19 protein-coding genes are annotated in these 19,382 nt (G+C 55.0%); 4 read left to right on the top strand and 15 right to left on the bottom strand.

Translation table 11 applies throughout. The features are described 5' to 3' along the window. Positions 1-88: 88 nt before the first annotated feature. From Q1L34_RS21200 to Q1L34_RS21210, 3 genes are read right to left on the bottom strand one after another with little or no spacing between them, the layout of a single operon-like run. Entirely contained in the window at positions 89-991 is a 903-nt protein-coding gene (locus Q1L34_RS21200) for an alpha/beta hydrolase (RefSeq protein ID WP_064357469.1), read from the bottom strand. Next, positions 981-1,877: an alpha/beta fold hydrolase gene (locus tag Q1L34_RS21205; protein ID WP_015585080.1), complete on the bottom strand. Its 897-nt coding sequence runs from the start codon at positions 1,875-1,877 to the stop codon at positions 981-983. Before Q1L34_RS21205 ends, Q1L34_RS21200 begins: the two co-directional genes overlap by 11 nt. A 25-nt stretch (positions 1,878-1,902) precedes the next feature. Then, the gene (locus Q1L34_RS21210) at positions 1,903-2,958 is read right to left on the bottom strand and encodes a sugar phosphate isomerase/epimerase family protein (protein WP_327204273.1); all 1,056 of its coding nucleotides are present in this window, start codon (positions 2,956-2,958) and stop codon (positions 1,903-1,905) included. A 141-nt stretch (positions 2,959-3,099) separates the two neighbouring features. On the opposite strand from Q1L34_RS21210, the gene Q1L34_RS21215 reads away from it, so the two are divergent. Both Q1L34_RS21215 and Q1L34_RS21220 read left to right on the top strand, forming a co-directional pair. Then, positions 3,100-3,693, top strand: a complete 594-nt coding sequence (locus tag Q1L34_RS21215) for a TetR/AcrR family transcriptional regulator (protein ID WP_064357473.1) — start codon at positions 3,100-3,102, stop codon at positions 3,691-3,693. Between the two features lie 411 nt (positions 3,694-4,104). Beyond that, on the top strand, positions 4,105-5,154 hold the full coding sequence (locus Q1L34_RS21220) for a LacI family DNA-binding transcriptional regulator (protein WP_004858294.1): 1,050 nt from the start codon (positions 4,105-4,107) through the stop codon (positions 5,152-5,154). A 60-nt stretch (positions 5,155-5,214) separates the two neighbouring features. Here Q1L34_RS21220 and Q1L34_RS21225 read toward each other — a convergent pair whose 3' ends face one another. From Q1L34_RS21225 to Q1L34_RS21240, 4 genes are all read right to left on the bottom strand, one after another. Further along, positions 5,215-5,634 (bottom strand): RbsD/FucU family protein, encoded by a 420-nt coding sequence (locus Q1L34_RS21225; protein ID WP_015585082.1) that lies wholly within the window; start codon positions 5,632-5,634, stop codon positions 5,215-5,217. Between the two features lie 45 nt (positions 5,635-5,679). Next, positions 5,680-6,444 (bottom strand): SDR family NAD(P)-dependent oxidoreductase, encoded by a 765-nt coding sequence (locus Q1L34_RS21230; protein WP_015585083.1) that lies wholly within the window; start codon positions 6,442-6,444, stop codon positions 5,680-5,682. Between the two features lie 206 nt (positions 6,445-6,650). Further along, entirely contained in the window at positions 6,651-8,525 is a 1,875-nt protein-coding gene (locus Q1L34_RS21235) for a TRAP transporter large permease (protein ID WP_004858284.1), read from the bottom strand. A gap of 75 nt (positions 8,526-8,600) precedes the next feature. Then, positions 8,601-9,557, bottom strand: a complete 957-nt coding sequence (locus Q1L34_RS21240; RefSeq protein ID WP_224050084.1) for a TRAP transporter substrate-binding protein — start codon at positions 9,555-9,557, stop codon at positions 8,601-8,603. A gap of 567 nt (positions 9,558-10,124) precedes the next feature. On the opposite strand from Q1L34_RS21240, the gene gabD reads away from it, so the two are divergent. Beyond that, positions 10,125-11,573, top strand: coding sequence for an NADP-dependent succinate-semialdehyde dehydrogenase (gene gabD, locus Q1L34_RS21245; RefSeq protein WP_004858280.1), 1,449 nt, complete (start codon positions 10,125-10,127; stop codon positions 11,571-11,573). 66 nt (positions 11,574-11,639) lie between these two features. On the opposite strand, the gene Q1L34_RS21250 is transcribed toward gabD, so the two are convergent. The 4 genes from Q1L34_RS21250 to gpt form a co-directional block, all read right to left on the bottom strand. Beyond that, positions 11,640-12,005 (bottom strand): hypothetical protein, encoded by a 366-nt coding sequence (locus Q1L34_RS21250; protein ID WP_032717161.1) that lies wholly within the window; start codon positions 12,003-12,005, stop codon positions 11,640-11,642. Between the two features lie 259 nt (positions 12,006-12,264). Next, entirely contained in the window at positions 12,265-12,663 is a 399-nt protein-coding gene (crl, locus tag Q1L34_RS21255; RefSeq protein ID WP_004858274.1) for a sigma factor-binding protein Crl, read from the bottom strand. 57 nt (positions 12,664-12,720) lie between these two features. Next, positions 12,721-13,965 (bottom strand): esterase FrsA, encoded by a 1,245-nt coding sequence (gene frsA / locus Q1L34_RS21260; protein WP_004858270.1) that lies wholly within the window; start codon positions 13,963-13,965, stop codon positions 12,721-12,723. A gap of 107 nt (positions 13,966-14,072) precedes the next feature. Beyond that, the gene (gene gpt, locus Q1L34_RS21265; RefSeq protein ID WP_004858267.1) at positions 14,073-14,531 is read right to left on the bottom strand and encodes a xanthine phosphoribosyltransferase; all 459 of its coding nucleotides are present in this window, start codon (positions 14,529-14,531) and stop codon (positions 14,073-14,075) included. Between the two features lie 257 nt (positions 14,532-14,788). Here gpt and pepD point away from each other — a divergent pair, with 257 nt between their 5' ends. Then, a complete protein-coding gene (pepD, locus tag Q1L34_RS21270) occupies positions 14,789-16,246 on the top strand; it encodes a cytosol nonspecific dipeptidase (protein WP_004858263.1) in 1,458 nt (485 codons plus the stop codon). 40 nt (positions 16,247-16,286) lie between these two features. On the opposite strand, the gene Q1L34_RS21275 is transcribed toward pepD, so the two are convergent. The 4 genes from Q1L34_RS21275 to nqrF all read right to left on the bottom strand — a co-directional run bounded on the left by Q1L34_RS21275 (position 16,287) and on the right by nqrF (position 19,378). Further along, complete coding sequence (locus tag Q1L34_RS21275; RefSeq protein ID WP_032724333.1) at positions 16,287-16,739, bottom strand: GNAT family N-acetyltransferase; 453 nt, start codon at positions 16,737-16,739, stop codon at positions 16,287-16,289. 5 nt (positions 16,740-16,744) lie between these two features. Continuing rightward, positions 16,745-17,800 (bottom strand): DNA polymerase IV, encoded by a 1,056-nt coding sequence (dinB, locus tag Q1L34_RS21280; protein WP_327204274.1) that lies wholly within the window; start codon positions 17,798-17,800, stop codon positions 16,745-16,747. A 136-nt stretch (positions 17,801-17,936) separates the two neighbouring features. After that, complete coding sequence (nqrM, locus tag Q1L34_RS21285) at positions 17,937-18,152, bottom strand: (Na+)-NQR maturation NqrM (RefSeq protein WP_004858255.1); 216 nt, start codon at positions 18,150-18,152, stop codon at positions 17,937-17,939. Between the two features lie 2 nt (positions 18,153-18,154). Continuing rightward, a complete protein-coding gene (gene nqrF / locus Q1L34_RS21290) occupies positions 18,155-19,378 on the bottom strand; it encodes an NADH:ubiquinone reductase (Na(+)-transporting) subunit F (RefSeq protein ID WP_015585087.1) in 1,224 nt (407 codons plus the stop codon). Positions 19,379-19,382: the final 4 nt, after the last annotated feature.

Consider the following 19,382-nt stretch of genomic DNA (forward strand, 5'->3'; position numbering starts at 1 on the left):
GGCAAAAATGCCTGAGCGGATGATTATCAGCGGCTGTAAACCACCGGCCGCGCCGTTGCAATGTGCTTTTTTGGCTGCACGCCTTCCGTTAACCGCGGGCGAGCTCGAATAGCTGGCCTGTCGCCGGGGTCAGACCTGACATATGGATACAGGCATGGACCATCCCCTGCAATCGCTCGCTGCGCACCTTAACGCCAGCTTTCTGAAGCCGTTGCGCATAATCTTCAGCCTCATCGCGTAACGGATCATATTCGCAGCTCAAAATGGTGGCCGGAGGTAAGCCGCTGAGTGAAGCGGCATGCAGCGGTTCGGCGTAGGGATGACGACGCAGGCCAAGATAGTTGTCCCAGCAAAACGCCATCGCATCTCGCGTTAAAAAGTAGCCTTCGGCAAACTCCCGGTAGCTCTCCGTCGCCATATCGCGACTTAACGCTGGATACAACAACAGCTGATGCTCGATATGAGGCCCCCCGCGGTCCCGAGCCAACAATGCCGTAGCCGCAGCCATATTTCCTCCAGCGCTATCGCCGCCCACCGCTAACCGACTGGCATCTATACCCAGACGATGCGCCTGCTCGTAAACCCAGCATAGTGCCTGATAGACATCTTCCAGGGGGCGAGGAAACGGATATTCTGGCGCCAGCCGGTAATCAACCGACAGAATTATCCGGCCCGTCGCGTTAGCCAATGCCTGGCAAGGTTGATCGTACAGCGCCAGAGACCCCAGACACCAACCGCCGCCGTGGGCAAACAGCATTGCTGGCCGGGCGCTCCCGTCATTTGCCGCTACGGGCTTATAGGCGCGAAGCATAATGCGATGGCCGTCATCAGCGACAACGATATAATCCTTAATACCTCCGCTCATTTCCCCTTTGCCCTGCAGCTGGCGCAAACCCGTTTCTGTCGCCATTCTCATATCGGTCAGCGACACGGGCGCCGGTGTTCCCGCCAAAGAGGCCAAAAACTCGGCAATACGCTTATCAAGCGGCATAACAGGTCCCCTCTGACAGAAATGGCACAATCAGCGCGATAAAAACCTCATGGCACTCTTCGGTAATAAAATGTCCGCAGTCGGCCACCGTCTCGCCGCGCAAATCATGCGCGTTGCCTCGTAAGGTGGCCAGCGGCGCATCGCCCGTCGCGTGCTCCGCACCGATTGTTAGTACCGGCATGGTTAATGGCGTTTGCGCGCGTAATTGATTCTGTCGAATGGTTTCCGGGATCGCCCGATAGTACTCAAAGCCCGCTCGCAATCCACCCGGAGTCGAATAAGCGGCAATGTAAACCTCTGCGGCGACCCGATCGCGGCGATGGGACCAGCGGTTGAAAATATAGGTGAGATACTGTGATTCACGCCCGTAGGTCAAGGTTTCAGGTAAATCAGTCAACTGATTGAACATGAAGTGCCACAGAAAAATGTTCTCCTCCGGCGCGACAAAAATCGGCGGTGGCGGAGCAAGACCAGGGATCACCGCTTCTGTCAGCACCAGGCGCTCAACGGCCTGCGGAAAATCGCTCGCCATAGCGTAGCCAATCCACATGCCGACATCGTGCCCCACCAGACGGTAACGCGAATGTCCCAGTTGCGTCATCATCGTATGCAACATCACGGCGATACTTCCGGTGTCGTAACCGTCGCGCGGTTTGTCCGAATCGCCGATGCCGGGCGGGTCTACGGCTATCGCCTGAAAACCAGCCGCGGCCAGCGCACGCATAACATGGCGCCAGGTATACCAGGTCTGCGGCCATCCGGGGATCAGCAGGACTGGCTGCCCTTTCCCTGCGACAACGCAGTGGATACGTTGTCCGTTTACCTTCGTATAGACGTGTTGCGTCCCGGGATCCTGTTCCAGGATCTCGTCATATGGCTGTTTCATGGGGGACTCCCTGTGATATTACGGCTTAGCGAATGCCGAGTAATGTATTGATCTGATGAGGATTAACCTGTGCGCCGGCGAAATCGTCGAACACTTTATCAGTGACGTTAATGATGTGGTCGCGGATGAAGGCAGCACCTTCCCGGGCGCCGTCCTGCGGGTGTTTCAGGCAACATTCCCACTCCAGGGTAGCCCAGCCGGAATAGTCATATTGTGCCAGCTTCGAGAAGATGCCATTAAAATCAACCTGACCATCCCCCAACGAGCGAAAACGGCCTGCACGGTCAATCCACGATTGATAGCCACCATAGATGCCCTGGCGACCGGTGGGATTAAACTCGGCATCCTTGGCGTGAAACATGCCAATAACATCTTTATAAATATCAATAAACTCCAGATAGTTAAGCTGCTGAAGCACCATGTGGCTGGGATCGAAAAGTACCTGACAGCGAGGGTGTTCCCCTACCCGCTGATGAAACATTTCGAACGTCACCCCATCATGCAGATCTTCGCACGGGTGGATTTCATAACACAGGTTAATACCCTGCTCATCGCAGGCATTGAGTACCGGCAGCCAACGTCTGGCCAACTCGTCGAAAGCCGCTTCGATTAACCCTGCCGGACGCTGCGGGAACGGAAACAGATAGGGCCAGGCCAGCGAGCCGGAGAACGTGCCCAGCTCGCTGAGACCAAGCCGTGCTGAGGCTTTGACGGCCAACAGCAGCTGCTGCCGCGCCCATTCACCGCGCGCCTGCGGATCACCATGCAGTGCCGACGGCGCAAAACTGTCGCACATGGCGTCGTAAGCCGGATGTACCGCCATCAGCTGGCCGAAAATATGGCTGGTCAGTTCACTGACGACCAGGCCATGTTCCGCCAGCATTCCGGTGAGGTCATCGCAGTAGGTCTGGCTCTCCGCCACGGTGGCTACATCAAACAGACGCCGATCCCATGCCGGAATTTGCAATGCTTTGAAGCCGGTTTCCGACGCCCATCGGGCAATCGCAGGCAAGCTGTTGAACGGGGCTATCCCATCACTGAATTGGGCGAGATGCAGGCTTGGGCCTTTGATGGTTTTCATCGTAAACTCCTATTGTTTGTCGATTGACAAACAATAGGAGTAAAATCGGAGAACCACAAGAAAAATTTATAAATTCTTTGGTAATAGCGCAGGATTAAGCGATCCTGTGTGACTGAACGGCAGGCAAAATGGAGCAGCACAATGGCAGGCAGACCGCGCGAATTTGATCGCGAACATGCGCTTTTGAAGGCGCGCAATCTCTTCTGGCGACAGGGATATGAAGGTACGTCAATGTCGGATTTAGTGGCAGAACTTGGCATCGCTTCCGCGCGCATTTACAAAGCGTTCGGTTCAAAAGAACAGTTGTTCCGACAGGCCATCGCCCATTATGAAAGCCAGGAAGGCGGGTTTGCAGATCGGGCCTTCGCCGCTGAGAACAACGTGCAGGAGGCGATCAAAAAGATGCTTGTCGACGCCGTGCGCCTGTACAGCCAGGCGGAATTACCGCGAGGATGTATGGTCGTCGCCTCTGCCGCGAGTGTCAGCGCGGAAAATGATGAGATCAAAACCTGGCTGGCCGAACATCGCCTGCAACGCACGCAACAGATCATCGACCGACTGAGACAGGCGGCGGATAACGGCGAGATACCGGATACAACCGATGCCGACAGTCTGGGAGACTATTTCGCCGTCTTTTTGCATGGTCTTTCCGTTCAGGCGCGCGACGGTGTCTCAGAAGCGCGATTGTTAGCGGCAGTTAACGTCGCGCTTAACGCGCTGCCGTGCACAGCGTAACGCATTGTCGCCAGCAATAAATCTTTTAATATCAACGGGTCATTAGTTTACCATCGCAGGTCAGGAAGCCTCACGATGACCACGAGACGCCACCCGTTCTCGTTTGTCTCCTTTCGCACCTCCTCACTGTCTGCATGGATGGCTATGCCGACGGGAAACATCCCCGACGGTGTGTCGGACCGGGTTAAATAAAGGGCCTGCGGTTTCCCGCAGCCTGGGGCGCAGTCGCGTGGCTGACATCACTTGCCGTTTGCAAGCGCATTGACAGCACCAGCTGTAACGTTACACTAAACCGTTATTGTTGATGATCCTCATCAGAAAACGATGCAGGATCAGGCTTGTCGACCCCGTATAAAGCGGCGCGGAGAATCGCTCTCGTCCGCGCCTCGCCCACCGCTGCAAAGGAGATGTATGGCAAACATTCGCGATGTCGCAAAGCATGCTGGCGTGTCCGTCAGCACCGTATCCAACGTGCTCAATGGCCGTACCGACCAGATGCGCGAAGAGACGCTGGCGCGTATCCAGCAAAGCATGCAAACGCTCAATTACTTTCCTAATCGCGTCGCCCAGCAGCTGAAAACGGGCCAGGCCAAAATGATCGGCCTGCTGGTTCCGTCCATCGTCAACCCCAGCTTCGCCTCGCTGGTCCGTGAAGTGGATCTGGCGGCAAAAAAGCGCTTTTATCGCGTGCTGATTGGTAACACCTACCGTCAGATTGAAGAAGAAGAAGCCTTTCTGGAAGATATGTTTGCCCACGGCGTGCGCGGCATTATTGTCGCCGCCGGTGATATTGAAAAACCGCATTTTGTGCGTGCCGCCTCTCAGGGCATGATCATGGTCAACTACGACAGTCGTATGCCGGCCAGCGCCGGTTCCGGCGGTCTGGCGCTCGACAGCGTATCCATGGATAACGTCGAAGCCGGACGTTTAGCCACAGAGCATCTGATTGCGCGCGGGTGCCGACACCTGACCTTCGCCACCGTCGCCGGTATGATCCCGAGCCGCGCCCATAAAATCGAAGGCTTTCTCAGCGCGGTGCAACGCCACGGGCTATTTCGTGAGGGCATGATTGTCGAGGAGAAGACGCAAGCGGCGTACGGTGATGCGGAAATGACCGAACTGGGCCGATCGCTGGCGCAAAAAATCTGCCGCCAGTCGCGCCGTCCTGACGGTATTGTGGCAATTAATGACGCGCTCGGCATTGGGCTGATGGCCGGCCTGCACGAAGCCGGGATTAGCGTGCCGGGAGAGATCTCCATCATCGGCATCGATAACATCCCGCTCTCCGGGCTGGTTTATCCCAGATTAAGTTCGGTGATGCCTCCGCTGAGTGATATGGCGGAGGTCATGGTACAACGCCTGATTGAGCGGACGGACAACCCCTCCCTCCCGCCGCAGGAGTTTTTGTTTACGCCTTCCCTGGTGTGCCGTCAGTCGGTACGCGATGCGCCCGAGGTCTGACTCTCGCGCCGCTGTGTTTGTGCCTGTGACGGGAGAAGAACACGTTGCCCTTCTCCCGCGTCACAGTAGCGTCGGGCCGACGGTGAGCAGAATATTGGCAAAGCGGCGGGTCTCGCCAGAGGCGACAACCAGCAGGGTATCCGACGATTTCGCCAGCGCGTAAAAGGCCTCCCGGGTCACATATTCCACTGCGGTCGACTCAGCAAGCAGAGTGCGATATTCACGCGCAATCGTATTATCAAAATCATCCGGGCAGGACATCAGCACCGCTTTTTCAATATTGATGTAGCCGAGCATTTTTTGCAGGATGACCACGCTGCTAATTAAACCCGGGGAAAAATTGAGATAAATAATCCGCGCCCGCGGAGATGAGTTGGTTAAAAATGAATAATTAGCATCGGCGATAAGAATATTGGCTTTATGGCCACACTGGGCCAACGCCTGGAGCAAATCCGGATGAATAATTTCTGTTTTGATCATGACTACGTTCTCTTAATATGGGCGGGATATAACCCGCCCTGAGATTTATGCCCGATAAATACCGCCGTTAATATCCAGAGTCGCCCCGGAGATAAAGCCATCGTATTCCGAGGCAAGGAAGCAGATCGCGCGTGCGATATCTTCAGGCGTACCGGCTCTTCCCAGCGGAATATCTTCGATAGTCCGATCGGCCGAGGCCTGAGTGGTATGCTGGTTATGAAAACGTGTCCCCAGAATCAGCCCTGGCGCCACCGCATTCACCCGAATACCAAACTCGCCAAGCTCTGCGGCAAGGGAGCGGGTCCACGTCAGCACCGCGCCTTTAGTCATCGAATAGACCAGCGATCCGGAGTGCCCGCCGGAGCGTCCGGCTAACGAGGCGAGATTGACGATACTCGCGCCGTCAGTCGCCTCTTTTAACCACGGCAGCGCCGATTGAGTCACATTGAGCATGGTCGTCATATTGACATCAATGACGGTACGCCAGAACTGCGGGTCAATTTCACCGAGCCATTTGCGGGCAATAATTCCCCCGACGTTATTCACCAGAATATCGATGCCACCTAAGAACGCTGCCCCCTCGGCAACGCAGCGCGCCGCATCCGCCTCGTTGGTCAAATCCGCATAGCCGCAGGCGGCCTTGCCTCCCCGCTGTTGGGCAATCGCGATTAATTCTCTGGGGCCTTCTTCACCGCTGAAATAGTGAATATAGATATCACATCCGGCCTCAATTAATTTTCTCGCAGTCTCTTTACCAATACCTTGCTCAGCGCCAGTAATAAAAACTTTCTTTCCCGTTAATGACCCCATTGCATACTCCTGTTTCAGAATAAATCCGCCATCGGCGCATAATATTTATCAGCGAGAGATTCAGGACGTTGTTATCCCCACCTGCAGGCGTGTTAAATATCAGAACCTGAGCGATACCTGTTGACCTTGCGCCCTGCCGATATTGACAGGACGCCTCTTTTAACCGTGTTTAAATAACGGAATACTGTTGACGACTGGATTCACAATTAATAACCAGCGAGCCCCGGCAACCATGTTGTTAATGGTGGGACCATAGCCACGATAATAATCCCGACGAAGACTACCGCCAGATATTTTGCCATGGGCCGAATAACGTGTTTCATCTCCACGCCGCAAATGGCGCAAGTGGTATAAAGACCGAGTCCGATAGGCGGTGAAAAGAGACCAAAACCCATTGCCATAATCATAATGATGCCGAAATGCAGCGGGCTGAAACCAAGCTGAACGGCGATCGGTACCAGAATCGGCGCAAAGATAATCAGCGCCGGAGCCCCTTCCAGAACGGCGCCAAAAATAACCAGAATAACGATGGTTAATAGCAGAAACAGCCAGGCTCCCTGCTCAACCCCAATGCTGACCAGTAATTCCGCTATTTGCTGCGGGATCATCTGTATCGTCAGCGCATAAGAAAGGCTGGTGGCGCAGGCGACGATAAACAGCAGCACTCCGGACATGGCGGCGATATCGATAAACATTTTTACCGTCGCTTTGAACGTCAGTTCACGAAATGCAAGGCGACCGACGACGATGGCGTAAATCACTGCAAAAGCGGAGATTTCTGTCGAGGTGGCGATCCCCATCATAACGCCGCGGCCAATCATAAAGATCATCACCAGCCCAACGGCGGCACCAAGGTAGAGCTGCGTGCGCGGCCGTAATACCGGATACGCTTCGCTAACGTTGATTTTGCCGCCAAACCGGTTGGCGGCAATCATCAGCAGTACCAGCAGGCAGACGGCGGGCACCAGGCCTGCAATAAACAGCGCGCCAATCGAGATGTTCGCGACAAAGCCCATAACAATCAGATTCACGCAAGGTGGGATTGTTTCGGCCATCACGGCCGAGGCGGCAAACACCCCGGCGGCCTCTTCGCCATCCTGTTTAGCCCGACGCACCGCCGGCATCAGCACGCCGCCAACCGCCGCAACATCTGCCAGTTTGGAGCCGGAGATCCCGGAGAAAAAGGCCATCGACAGTACGGTAGTCATATTGAGGCCGCCGCGAAAGCGCCCCATGCCACGCACGATAAGTTCAACGAGCCGCGTTGACATCCCGTTGATCTCCATGGCGGCACCGGCAAGCAGGAAGAACGGAATAGCCAACAGCACGAAGTGATCTACCCCCGCCGCGACCTGCTGGGAGAAAAAGACAAACGGTAATGACGGATCGCAGATAAAGAACACCATCGCCGACAGACCAAGGGTAAACGCAATCGGTACGCCGGCGAGAATACCGAGCACAAAGCAGATCAGCATTAGCCCGGCAGCAGCGCTGGCGGGATCGGCCATGAGCGAGAGTTTCATATAGCCAATGGCGGCCAGAACCACAATGCCAAGGCCGCTGAACAGCACAACCCGAACACGTTCTCGCAAGGCCAGCTCCAGCGCCGCCACCATCATAACCAGCGAACCAATCAGCACCGGAATGACGTAGATTGTCTGCGGTAAACCGGTCTCCGTGGTTTGCAATCGCGCGGCCTGCACCAGGTCGTAGCTGGAAACGACGAGCCCAACCGAGACCAGAAACAGGATCCAGCGGCTGGCATGAACGACATAGGGTCGAACCCGTTCAGGCAGGAAACGCAGGAACAGATCGACGCCAATATGGCCCCCTTTCGCCGTCGAGGTGGCCACGCCGAAAAACACCAGCGCAATCATCAGCGCGCGAGCCACCTCTTCGGCCCAATGAATGGGCGAGTGCAGCGCATAGCGCCAGATGACGGATGCAAACACCACCAGCACGTTGATAAACAGCACCAGCGCTCCGGCCCAGGCGGTTAAGGTGGTTAAAAAGCGGCTCAGTTTGCCCAATAGCGCAAGGGCAACGCACCCGTCCTTTGCTTTAATAGAGATATCAGCCATGTTGAATCTTCTCCACAAGATTGCCAATCTCACCGCTTAACCACGCCGTGGCACGGGCGGGTTAAGCGGCGCCGATCATGACGGGTCTTTTGCCGCCGCGGTAATTTCATCAACGATGGGCTTCATATCCGGATATTGCTTGAGGAACGACTGCCACACGGGCTGCACCTGCTGATAGAAGAACTGGCGATCGGTTTCGCGGAACGTCACCCCTTTTGCTTCAAGGTTCTTTATTGCTTCCTGTTCTTTTTTACCCGCTTGCATGCGTTCATAGTCCGTCGCCTCTTTCGCCGCCGCCAGCACGTCCGCACGCAGCTCCGGCGGGATTTGTTCGAAACTCTTTTTATTCATCGCAATCATCAGCGGGTTGTAGCTGTGGCGAGTCAGGGTGCCGTTTTTGATGATTTCATAATATTTGCTCGCATAAATCGTCGGGGCATCGTGCTCTACGCCGTCAATAACGCCCATTTGCAGGCTGGAATAGACTTCACCGCCCGGCATCGGGATCGCCACCGCCCCCATATGGTTTAACGTGGCAATGAAATTAGGCACCGGCAGCACGCGAATTTTCAGGTTCTTTAAATCCTCCGGCTTTTCAATTACCTTTTTGGTATAAATATTGCGAGCGCCGAGGTTAAAGCCGTAGCCGAGCACCATCACGTTGGCTTTATCCATCATTAAGGCGGAGAGTTTTTCCCCGGCGCTGCCGTCCAGCGCTTTCCCTACCTGACTGTAATCTTTAAATAAATAACCCAGATCCAAGACGCCCATTTCAGGTACCAGCGTGGCCCAAATGGATGTACCGGAGATCATCATATTAATTGCGCCAATGCGAACCTGCTGCGTCGCATCGGCCTCTTTGCCCAACATGCCATTGGCAAAATAGTTGAGCTTAATTTGCCCTTTCAATTTCGCATTGTTGTTAATGTTTTCCTGAAAACGGCTGAACCAGATGTAGTGCGCCGAGGAGTCGTCCGCGGGGAGAGAAGAATAAACGCGGAAGTTGAGCGCCGCATGGGCTAAGGCGCTCACCGCACTTCCCGCTATCAGGGCCGAGCTCAAACAAGCAAAAGCTAAAAAACGTCTGGCCGAACAAAACTGTGTCATTTTCATCATCGTTATCCTTTCACGTACCGTTGAGGTGTCTGTAGCACCTTCGGGCCTCGCTAAATCGCCAGGGACTTCACTCATAACCGGAGGGTAAATTTCTACTGTAACGTTTTAGTGTAACGTTACAGACCGTATTCGCCTCGCCAGATAAAAGCAAGTTGCTTCCCCCCGTCATCGCGCATGATGTGTGAATTTTGTGGCAGGCGTCGCGAATTCAGACGCTGGTTTTACATCGTGAAAACGTCGTCATCGCTGTTTAGTCACTGTTTAGTCGCTGCTGTCATCTGACTCTGGCGACTACACTAAACAAACACAGGCGTACCTGGCTGGCGTAAAAGAAGAGGGCCGGAAAAGTCTTTACCGGGCATGACGCGGGTTCGCGCCGAGAGACGTTGGTAAACGTGAAGGCTATCGCAAACGCCGCTTTTGATTCTCCGCTACGCTGGAGTACGCCGTTCAACCGTTAACCTTCTGAGACAGGAAATAACCATGCAACTGAATGACCTAACCTTGTTCCGCCAGCAGGCATTTATCAATGGTGAGTGGCGTGATGCCCTCAGCAGCGATGTCATTACGGTGACCAACCCGGCGAACGGAGAGGTGCTGGGCTCAGTCCCTAAAATGGGCGCAGAAGAGACGCGCGATGCGATCCAGGCCGCCCATCGCGCCCTTCCCGCCTGGCGACAGCTAACGGCAAAAGAGCGCGCCGCGATCCTGCGCCGCTGGTTCGATCTGATGATGGCAAACCAGGACGATCTGGCCCGGCTGATGACCCTGGAGCAGGGCAAACCGCTGGCAGAAGCAAAAGGCGAGATTGGCTACGCCGCTTCATTTATCGAATGGTTTGCCGAAGAGGGAAAACGCATTTATGGCGATACCATTCCCGGTCATCAGGCCGATAAGCGCCTGATCGTGATTAAACAGCCGATTGGCGTTACCGCCGCGATCACGCCGTGGAATTTTCCAGCGGCGATGATCACCCGTAAAGCCGGCCCGGCGTTAGCCGCCGGCTGCACAATGGTACTCAAACCCGCCAGCCAGACCCCTTTTTCCGCGCTGGCGCTGGCCGAACTGGCCAGACGCGCCGGGATCCCTGACGGCGTATTTAACGTGGTGACCGGCTCCGCCAGCGCGGTAGGTAATGAACTGACCGGCAACCCGCTGGTGCGTAAGCTGTCGTTTACCGGCTCCACGGAAATCGGCCGCCAGCTGATGGCGCAGTGTGCCCAGGACATCAAAAAAGTTTCGCTCGAACTGGGCGGTAACGCGCCGTTTATCGTGTTTGACGATGCCGATCTGGATAAAGCGGTAGAAGGCGCCATGGCGTCGAAGTTTCGTAACGCCGGGCAGACCTGCGTCTGCGCCAATCGCCTGTACGTGCAGGACGGGGTGTATGCGCGTTTTGCCGAAAAACTGCAGCAGGCGGTGGAGCAGCTGCATCTCGGCGACGGCCTTCAGGCGGGGGTCACAACCGGACCGTTGATTGATGAGAAAGCCATTGCCAAAGTGCAGGAACATATTGCCGATGCCGTCGGGAAAGGCGCCCGGGTCATCACCGGCGGGAAAGTGGATGCCCTCGGCGGCAACTTCTTTCAGCCGACTATTCTGGTCGATGTTCCCGACGGTGCAAAAGTGGCGAAAGAAGAGACGTTCGGCCCGTTGGCTCCTCTGTTCCGCTTCACAGATGAAGCGGATGTCATCCGCCAGGCCAACGATACTGAATTTGGCCTCGCCGCCTACTTCTATGCCCGTGATTTGAGCCGCGTTTTCCGCGTCGGCGAAGCGCTGGAGTATGGGATTGTGGGCATCAATACCGGGCTGATTTCCAACGAAGTCGCCCCGTTTGGTGGCGTGAAGGCTTCCGGTCTGGGCCGCGAAGGCTCGAAGTATGGCATTGAAGACTATTTAGAAATCAAATACATGTGTATTGGCCTTTAATTCACGTCCGTTCCAGGCAGCGGAGTCCCGATGGGATGACCCTTCGGGCTCTGTTTGCGCCGCCGGCTACTCGCTTTTCTTGTAGCGCGGTAGCTCAACAACCGGATAGGAATACGTCTCCTGTACAATGCAGCGGTCAGGTGTCGCCATCCCGGAATAGAAGAAATAATAGTCCTGGCTGTCGGGGAAAAAGACCAGATCGTCGCCATTCTGAAAACGCGTCACGCGAAACGGGACATTGCTTTTGGTTTGCGCCTGTCTTATTCCGGCAGCAACCTGGAAGTGATCGCCCCATTTCATTGTCGACAGCTGGTAATGGAATTTTGAGATCGTCACGCTTTTGCGTAACGAGCAGGACAATTTCACTGCAGTCCCGGCAAATGCCGGAGAAAGAAACAGGCTTAACAGACTCATTAGTAATACAATCTTCATAAATATCTTTATTTTACAGGGCCATGTGGTGACGGTAACACGGATAGCCTGTTCAGGCATTCTCTCGGGACACATTTCCTCGGTACGGCGCGCTTCTAAGAAAAATCCTATAAACAGGGTGATGGAAATAAGTCCGACATCACTCAACGACACCAGTGATTAATGAAAATCTGGCAGTTTGAGGGCGGGTAAAGGAATAAAAAAATCCACGCGCTCGGGCGTGGATTTTTTTCGATATAACCAGATAATCGGCGAGATATCAGGCGCGCAGTCTGAGCGGCTCGCTAAAGTCATCGGCGGGTTCCAGCTTCAGGCTGAATGTCGCCAGCAATGCGTTAGCCCGATCGTGGAAATCACGCAGCGTTTTCTCAAGTTTCTCGCTGACTTCCGGATCGTCAATAGCCACCGGCCGCCAGCTCCCTTCTTTATCGAACAGGCCAAACTGATAGCTGTAAGTGAAGCGTGATGCCTGCGCTTCCATCTCCATCCACCATCCCCAGAACTCTCGTTTTTCCGGGGCGGGTTTTACATTGACGCAAACTGCCAGGCAATCGAAAAAGAAGCGGTTGTCTTCACACTGTTCTTCACGAATATAAGGGCCAAGAGCCGTGAATTTCTTAATCAGCTTACTCTTGAGGTGTCCACTCGGTAACGTCATTGCGATCTCCTTTAGTGATGCAACTGTTTTACCAAATCAATAAAATTTAGCAATATATTAACTAAATCTCTGATTGATCCAGCGGGCAATCTGGCGCAATGCGCGATCGAAATTGTGATAAACGGGCTTAAATGGAATCTCAAGCAGCTTACCATCGGCGGATGACGACGTAATTAAGCGCGATTCCTCTTCCGGGCTGAACGGATCGTTTTTCCAGAAGCCAGAAAGCATCGGCGTCGGACAGCGACGGCCCAGAAGCCCCTGGGTTTTTAATGAGTAGCGGTTCAGCTCTATGCGCAATGCTTCATCAGATGCATCGTGCATGCCCAGCCGCGATGCCAGAACGTCGAGATACATTTCCGGAACCCGGCCCTGGTGCAGCGGATCCACCAGCAGGTTATGCACCACCGGGCCGAGGCAGGCCACGGCTTTTAAGCGCTGCGGCTCCAGATAACCCAGACGGACGGCGACATTCGCCCCAAAACGGAAACCGAACGCTGCAACCCGGGTATGATCGACCCACGGCACATTCGTCAGGTGCCGCAACGCATGCTGATGCAGCAGGCTGGTATCCTGGGTTAGCTTCCATTTTGACGAGAAGCCTATCGAAGGCATATCCAGCGTCAGCATGGCAATCCCCAGCGGCGCAAAATAGTTCTCATACAGGCTGTAGTAGTCCGTCTGCAGCGCATCCAGACCGCCGCACATCAGGACCACCGGGAACGGACCTTCGCTTTTCGGCATATGTAAAAAGCCGGTCACCGGCGCGCCGCCGGGCACAGGAAACTCCAGCTCGCGCAGCTCGCCCGGCAGGCGAAGAGCCGCCTCTTCATAGGCCCGATTAGCCAGCGCCTGCGCCTGCTCCGCCAGCTCATCACCTTTAATATGTGGGTAGGCGGCAATGCTATAGAGATTGGATGCATGCAGCCAGTGGCGCCCGCTGCTCAGCGGATCGGCTTCCTGCCCGGCCTTTTGCTGCCAGATCATCGCCTGTTTGGCCCATTCGAAAATCCAGTTGCCGCCGCGATAGCCCACCACGGTGTCATAAAGCTCCGGATCCGTACGCTCAGCATCGCTCATCACAATGCGCGCCTGCACATCCAGGATCTCCTGTGGCGCCACGCCGCGCCAGATCCACATCAGACGGTTAATCAAGCGATACCAGTGATCGACATTGCTCCCGTCGAGCGCAGAGTGGATCGGCTGTTGCGAACCCGACGCAAACCGGCGCACCAGCGTAGACGTTTCTGGATGTTTGAATCGAGGTTTAAACAGTGTTTCGCTAAGGTTAGCTTGTGACATGTGCAGCCTCCATCGTGTTGCCACTCCGGGCTATTGTAACCTGCATACGGGCAAAAAAAACCACGCCCGGCATAACCGGGCGTGGTAAATAGCACTCACCTTGTAAATTAACGACCTGAGATCGGCGGTACGAACACCACGCCCATATCCCACGGTTGTTCAATCCAGGTATCCTGCGGGATATCAACAACATAATCATCAACCAGCGGACGACCAGCCGGTTTAGCAAAAATGGTAACGAAGTGTGCTTTTGGGTACATTTCGCGAATAGCGACGGCGGTACCGCCGGTATCGACCAGGTCATCGATCACGATGAAACCTTCACCATCACCTTCAGCGCGTTTCAGGACGGTCAGCTCGCGCTGGTTATCGTGGTCGTAGCTGGAAATGCAAACGGTATCAACATGACGAATACCCAGTTCACGCGCCAGTAATGCACCCGGTACCAGACCACCGCGGCTTACGGCAATAATGCCTTTCCATTGTTCAGAAGGCATCAGACGATTGGCCAGTTTGCGGGCGTGAATCTGCAACATGTCCCAGGTGACGACGTATTTTTCGCTCATGTGAAGTGTCCCAGCCTGTGTTATACGGCTTAAATGATGTTCGAGGGGGAAAATGGTTGCGCGAGATTATAGAGATCTGACGCACTAAAAACCAGTGTTAAGCGGCCATCCCAGCGCTTTTTGCGTTGTTTACACTACCAGTCGGCGTGGAAAGTGGTATTCTCAACCCCACCGCGCAAGCCTGCGCCTGTTGTATTTTTTATTGCTAACCCTCGACCTGCAAAAGACTTTTGCAGGCGATCGTAAGGAGACTCATCGTGTCTGAATTGTCTCAATTATCCCCGCAGCCGCTATGGGATATTTTTGCCAAAATCTGCTCCATTCCCCATCCGTCCTATCACGAAGAACAACTCGCTGAACACATCATGGGCTGGGCAAAAGAAAAAGGCTTACACGCAGAACGCGATCAGGTTGGCAACATTCTGATTCGTAAGGCCGCCACGGCCGGTATGGAAAACCGTAAACCGGTTGTTCTGCAGGCGCACCTTGATATGGTGCCGCAGAAAAATAACGACACCGTTCATGACTTCACTAAAGATCCGATTCAGCCATATATCGATGGCGAGTGGGTCAAAGCGCGCGGCACCACCCTGGGCGCGGATAACGGCATCGGTATGGCTTCTGCGCTGGCAGTGCTGGCTGATGACAGCGTCGTACATGGCCCGCTGGAAGTGCTGCTGACCATGACCGAAGAAGCCGGCATGGACGGCGCGTTTGGTCTTCAGGCTAACTGGCTGCAGGCCGATATCCTGATCAATACCGACTCTGAAGAAGAGGGCGAAATCTATATGGGTTGCGCCGGCGGTATCGACTTTACCTCCAACCTGACCTTAACCCGCGAAGCGGTGCCGGCAGGTTTCCAGAGCTTTAAGCTGACCTTAAAAGGGCTGAAAGGCGGTCACTCCGGCGGCGAAATTCACGTCGGTCTGGGGAACGCCAACAAGCTGCTGGCCCGTTTCCTCGCCGGTCACGCGCAAGAGCTGGACCTGCGTCTGGTCGATTTCAACGGCGGCACCCTGCGTAACGCCATTCCGCGTGAAGCTTTCGCTACCGTCGCGGTCGCGGCCGATAAGGTCGATGCGCTGAAAGCGCTGGTCGCCACCTATCAGGACATCCTGAAAAACGAACTGGCGGCAAAAGAGAAAAATCTGGTGCTGCTGCTGGACTCTGTCGTCAACGACAAAGCGGCCCTGACCGTGCAATCCCGTGACGGCTTTGTGCGTCTGCTCAACGCCACGCCAAACGGTGTTATTCGTAACTCTGACGTGGCAAAAGGCGTTGTCGAGACCTCTCTGAACGTCGGCGTCGTGACCATGACCGATGATAATGTTGAGATCCACTGCCTGATTCGTTCGCTGATCGACAGCGGCAAAGATTACGTCGTCAGCATGCTGGATTCACTGGGTAAACTGGCGGGCGCGAAAACCGAAGCCAAAGGCGCATACCCTGGCTGGCAGCCGGACGCGAACTCACCGGTGATGCATCTGGTGCGTGAAACCTATCAGCGTCTGTTCAACAAGACGCCGAACATCCAGATTATCCACGCCGGCCTGGAATGCGGTCTGTTCAAGAAACCGTACCCGAATATGGATATGGTCTCAATCGGGCCTACCATTACCGGCCCGCACTCTCCGGATGAGCAGGTGCATATCGAAAGCGTTGGTCAATACTGGACGCTGCTGACGGAACTGCTGAAAGCGATTCCTGCGAAGTAAGTTACGGCAATAAACGGTCCGGATAGCGGCGCGTGGCGCCTTATCCGGGCCGTCTCACCTTCTCCATACGGTAATTAATAAACGTCTCGCCGCGCACCGCCACCTGCTGTTCTTCCACGACCCTGAAACCATGCCGTTCAAAACACGGTTTTGCCGTAATGCTCGCGTCGACCGTCAGGGAGCCATGCGGTATCTGCGTAAACAGTTCCTGGAGTAGCGCGCTGGCAATACCCCGGCGGCCATACTCCGGCGCTACAAACAGGAGATCGATATAGCGGTCCACGGCGGTGATAAACCCCACAGGACGCTGGTCCATCGCCGCGACCCATACCAGAGACTCCCTCATTTTGTGCCGCCAGCGGGTCTCGTCTATCTGCGCCCAGGCGGCTATCTGGCGGGGTGAATAATCATGGCTGGCGGTCTCTTGTACCGCGCGCAGAAAAATGGCGCACAGCGCAGTAAAATCATCGTCGCGATAAGGTCTGATCTTCAGCATCGTTATAACCCCAGCACCAGCTGCCGCTCCAGTTGAGGATCGAGCAGCGTCACATGCAACCCGACCAGCCGCACTCCGCGACCGCCCCGCCGTTCGTGCCAGGCTTTGTAGGCGGTGGAGAGCAAATCCTCTTTATTCAGGCGCGGCCAGACATGTTCCTGAGTGGTCAGCTGAAAATCATTGAATTTCAGCTTTACCCCCTGACGGGCAATCAGAAGGTCCGGTTTGACCTTCAGCACCCGCCGCTCCAGCTCTGGATAGAGGTGCTCAATGATGCTCTCACAGGCAGACCACTCGTGGATATCCTCCACCAGCGTACGCTCAACGCCAACCGATTTACGCTGTCGGGTGTTGTTGATCTCCCGCTCATCGATTCCCTGGCTACGCTCCCACAGGATCCGACCCAACTTACCAAAACGGCGGAGCAACATCGCCAGGTCGCTTTTCTGCACATCTTCACAGGTACGCAGCCCCATGCTTTCCAGCTTTGCGGCTGAGACTTTCCCCACGCCGGGGATCTTCGCCAGCGGCAGCGTTCGGACAAACTCCGCGACCTGATGCGGCGCAATCACAAACTGACCGTTGGGTTTATTCATATCGGAAGCAATTTTCGCCAGAAATTTTACCGGCGCGATACCGGCAGAGGCGGTCAGTTGAAGCTCGTGAAAAATGGTCTGGCGAATCTCTTCCGCGATCAGCGTCGCAGAGCCCTGGCAGTGAACGCTATCGCTGACGTCGAGATACGCCTCATCCAGAGACAGCGGTTCAATTAACGACGTGTAGCGTGAGAAGATTTCCCGGATATGGGACGAGGCCTCTTTGTAGGCATCAAAGCGGCCGGGTAGCAGGGTTAAATGCGGGCAAAGCTTGAGGGCCATCGCGGTCGGCATCGCGCTGCGTACGCCAAATTTGCGCGCCGGATAGTTGGCCGTGCTGATCACCCCCCGCTGTACCCGGCTACCGCCGATGGCAATGGGGATATCACGCAGGGCTGGATTATCCCGCATTTCCACGGCGGCAAAAAAGCAGTCCATATCGACATGGATAATTTTGCGCATACTCAGCCCTCAACGATTACTGGTTAAGTATACAGTAATAATACAAGGAATGAGAAGCGGGGTTTGTAGGGCTGATAAGCTTGCGCCATCAGGCAATAATGCCCGGCGGCGCAAGCTTGCCGGGCCTACGGAGAGATCAGAGGATCCGATTTTGCTGGCGCTGTGCTTCACGAGCCATGCGCTTTTTACGTGCATCGCACGGCTCCGGGCAGTCGCAGACCTTCTCAAGCCCCAGCGATGAGATACCGCCGCAGCTGCCCTGGAGACTTTTGCGCTTTATCAGATATCCTAAGGACATCCCCAGAATAACCAGCGCGAAAATGACGAAGGTTGCCACAAACACCGTCAACATCATTAACCTCCAAAGTCATCCAACATGATGTTGTCATCCTCAACGCCAAGATCTTTTAGCATCTTGATCACTGCGGCATTCATCACCGGCGGCCCACACATATAAAACTCGCAGTCCTCCGGCGCCGGATGATCGCGCAGGTAGTTTTCATACAGCACATTGTGAATAAAGCCGGTGTGGCCGTTCCAGTTATCTTCCAGCTGCGGATCGGAAAGCGCCACGTGGAAGGTAAAGTTCGGATTTTCACGTGCCAGCTGTTCAAACTCATCGTCATAGAACATTTCACGCAGCGAACGGGCGCCGTACCAGAAGCTGATTTTGCGCTTGCTGTGCAACCGTTTAAGCTGGTCGAAAATATGCGAACGCATGGGCGCCATACCAGCGCCACCGCCGATAAAGACCATCTCGGCGTCCGTCTCTTTCGCGAAGAACTCGCCGAACGGCCCGGAAATCGTCACCTTATCACCGGCTTTCAGCGACCAGATATACGAAGACATGATCCCCGGCGGCGCATCCGGCACTTTCGGCGGTGGCGTCGCAATACGCACGTTGAGCATAATGATGCCCTTCTCATCCGGATAGTTCGCCATCGAATAGGCGCGCAGCGTCGGCTCTTTAACCTCGGAAACATAGCGGAACAGATTAAATTTATCCCAGTCCGCACGGTACTCGTCCGGCACGTCAAAATCGGCATACGCCACTTTATGCGACGGACATTCAATCTGAATATAGCCGCCCGCGCGGAACGGCACGCTTTCGCCTTCCGGGATGGCCAGCTTCAGCTCTTTAATGAAAGTCGCTTTGTTATCATTGGAGATAACTTCACACTCCCATTTTTTGACGCCAAAAATCTCTTCCGGCAGCGCGATCTTCATGTTTTGTTTCACGGCGACCTGACAGGCCAGACGGCAGCCCTCTTTCGCCTCGCGTTTGCTGATATGGGAAAGTTCGGTAGGCAGGATATCACCGCCCCCCTCCTTCACCGTCACCCGGCACTGGCCGCAGGAACCGCCGCCGCCGCAGGCAGAAGAGATAAAGATCCCGTTGCTGGACAGCGTATTCAGCAGCTTATCGCCCGCCGGCGTGCGAATCTGTTTATCCGCTTCATTATTGATTTCAATAACCACATCACCGGCGTTGACCAGCTTCGAGCGCGCCGCCAGGATCAGCCCCGACAGCACCAGCACGATCAGCGTGAACATCACGACGCCAAGAATAATTTCCATACTT

Origin of the sequence: Klebsiella ornithinolytica (assembly GCF_030505655.1) — a bacterium.
GTDB classification, from domain to species: Bacteria; Pseudomonadota; Gammaproteobacteria; order Enterobacterales; family Enterobacteriaceae; genus Klebsiella; species Klebsiella ornithinolytica.

Bases quoted from the DNA above. Each gene is read 5' to 3' on its own strand.
- Q1L34_RS21200 (WP_064357469.1), bottom strand. From the start codon at position 991: ATGCCGCTTGATAAGCGTATTGCCGAGTTTTTGGCCTCTTTGGCGGGA.
- Q1L34_RS21205 (WP_015585080.1), bottom strand. From the start codon at position 1,877: ATGAAACAGCCATATGACGAGATCCTGGAACAGGATCCCGGGACGCAA.
- Q1L34_RS21210 (WP_327204273.1), bottom strand. From the start codon at position 2,958: ATGAAAACCATCAAAGGCCCAAGCCTGCATCTCGCCCAATTCAGTGAT.
- Q1L34_RS21215 (WP_064357473.1), top strand. From the start codon at position 3,100: ATGGCAGGCAGACCGCGCGAATTTGATCGCGAACATGCGCTTTTGAAG.
- Q1L34_RS21220 (WP_004858294.1), top strand. From the start codon at position 4,105: ATGGCAAACATTCGCGATGTCGCAAAGCATGCTGGCGTGTCCGTCAGC.
- Q1L34_RS21225 (WP_015585082.1), bottom strand. From the start codon at position 5,634: ATGATCAAAACAGAAATTATTCATCCGGATTTGCTCCAGGCGTTGGCC.
- Q1L34_RS21230 (WP_015585083.1), bottom strand. From the start codon at position 6,444: ATGGGGTCATTAACGGGAAAGAAAGTTTTTATTACTGGCGCTGAGCAA.
- Q1L34_RS21235 (WP_004858284.1), bottom strand. From the start codon at position 8,525: ATGGCTGATATCTCTATTAAAGCAAAGGACGGGTGCGTTGCCCTTGCG.
- gabD (WP_004858280.1), top strand. From the start codon at position 10,125: ATGCAACTGAATGACCTAACCTTGTTCCGCCAGCAGGCATTTATCAAT.
- Q1L34_RS21250 (WP_032717161.1), bottom strand. From the start codon at position 12,005: ATGAAGATTGTATTACTAATGAGTCTGTTAAGCCTGTTTCTTTCTCCG.
- crl (WP_004858274.1), bottom strand. From the start codon at position 12,663: ATGACGTTACCGAGTGGACACCTCAAGAGTAAGCTGATTAAGAAATTC.
- frsA (WP_004858270.1), bottom strand. From the start codon at position 13,965: ATGTCACAAGCTAACCTTAGCGAAACACTGTTTAAACCTCGATTCAAA.
- gpt (WP_004858267.1), bottom strand. From the start codon at position 14,531: ATGAGCGAAAAATACGTCGTCACCTGGGACATGTTGCAGATTCACGCC.
- dinB (WP_327204274.1), bottom strand. From the start codon at position 17,800: ATGCGCAAAATTATCCATGTCGATATGGACTGCTTTTTTGCCGCCGTG.
- nqrM (WP_004858255.1), bottom strand. From the start codon at position 18,152: ATGTTGACGGTGTTTGTGGCAACCTTCGTCATTTTCGCGCTGGTTATT.
- nqrF (WP_015585087.1), bottom strand. From the start codon at position 19,378: ATGGAAATTATTCTTGGCGTCGTGATGTTCACGCTGATCGTGCTGGTG.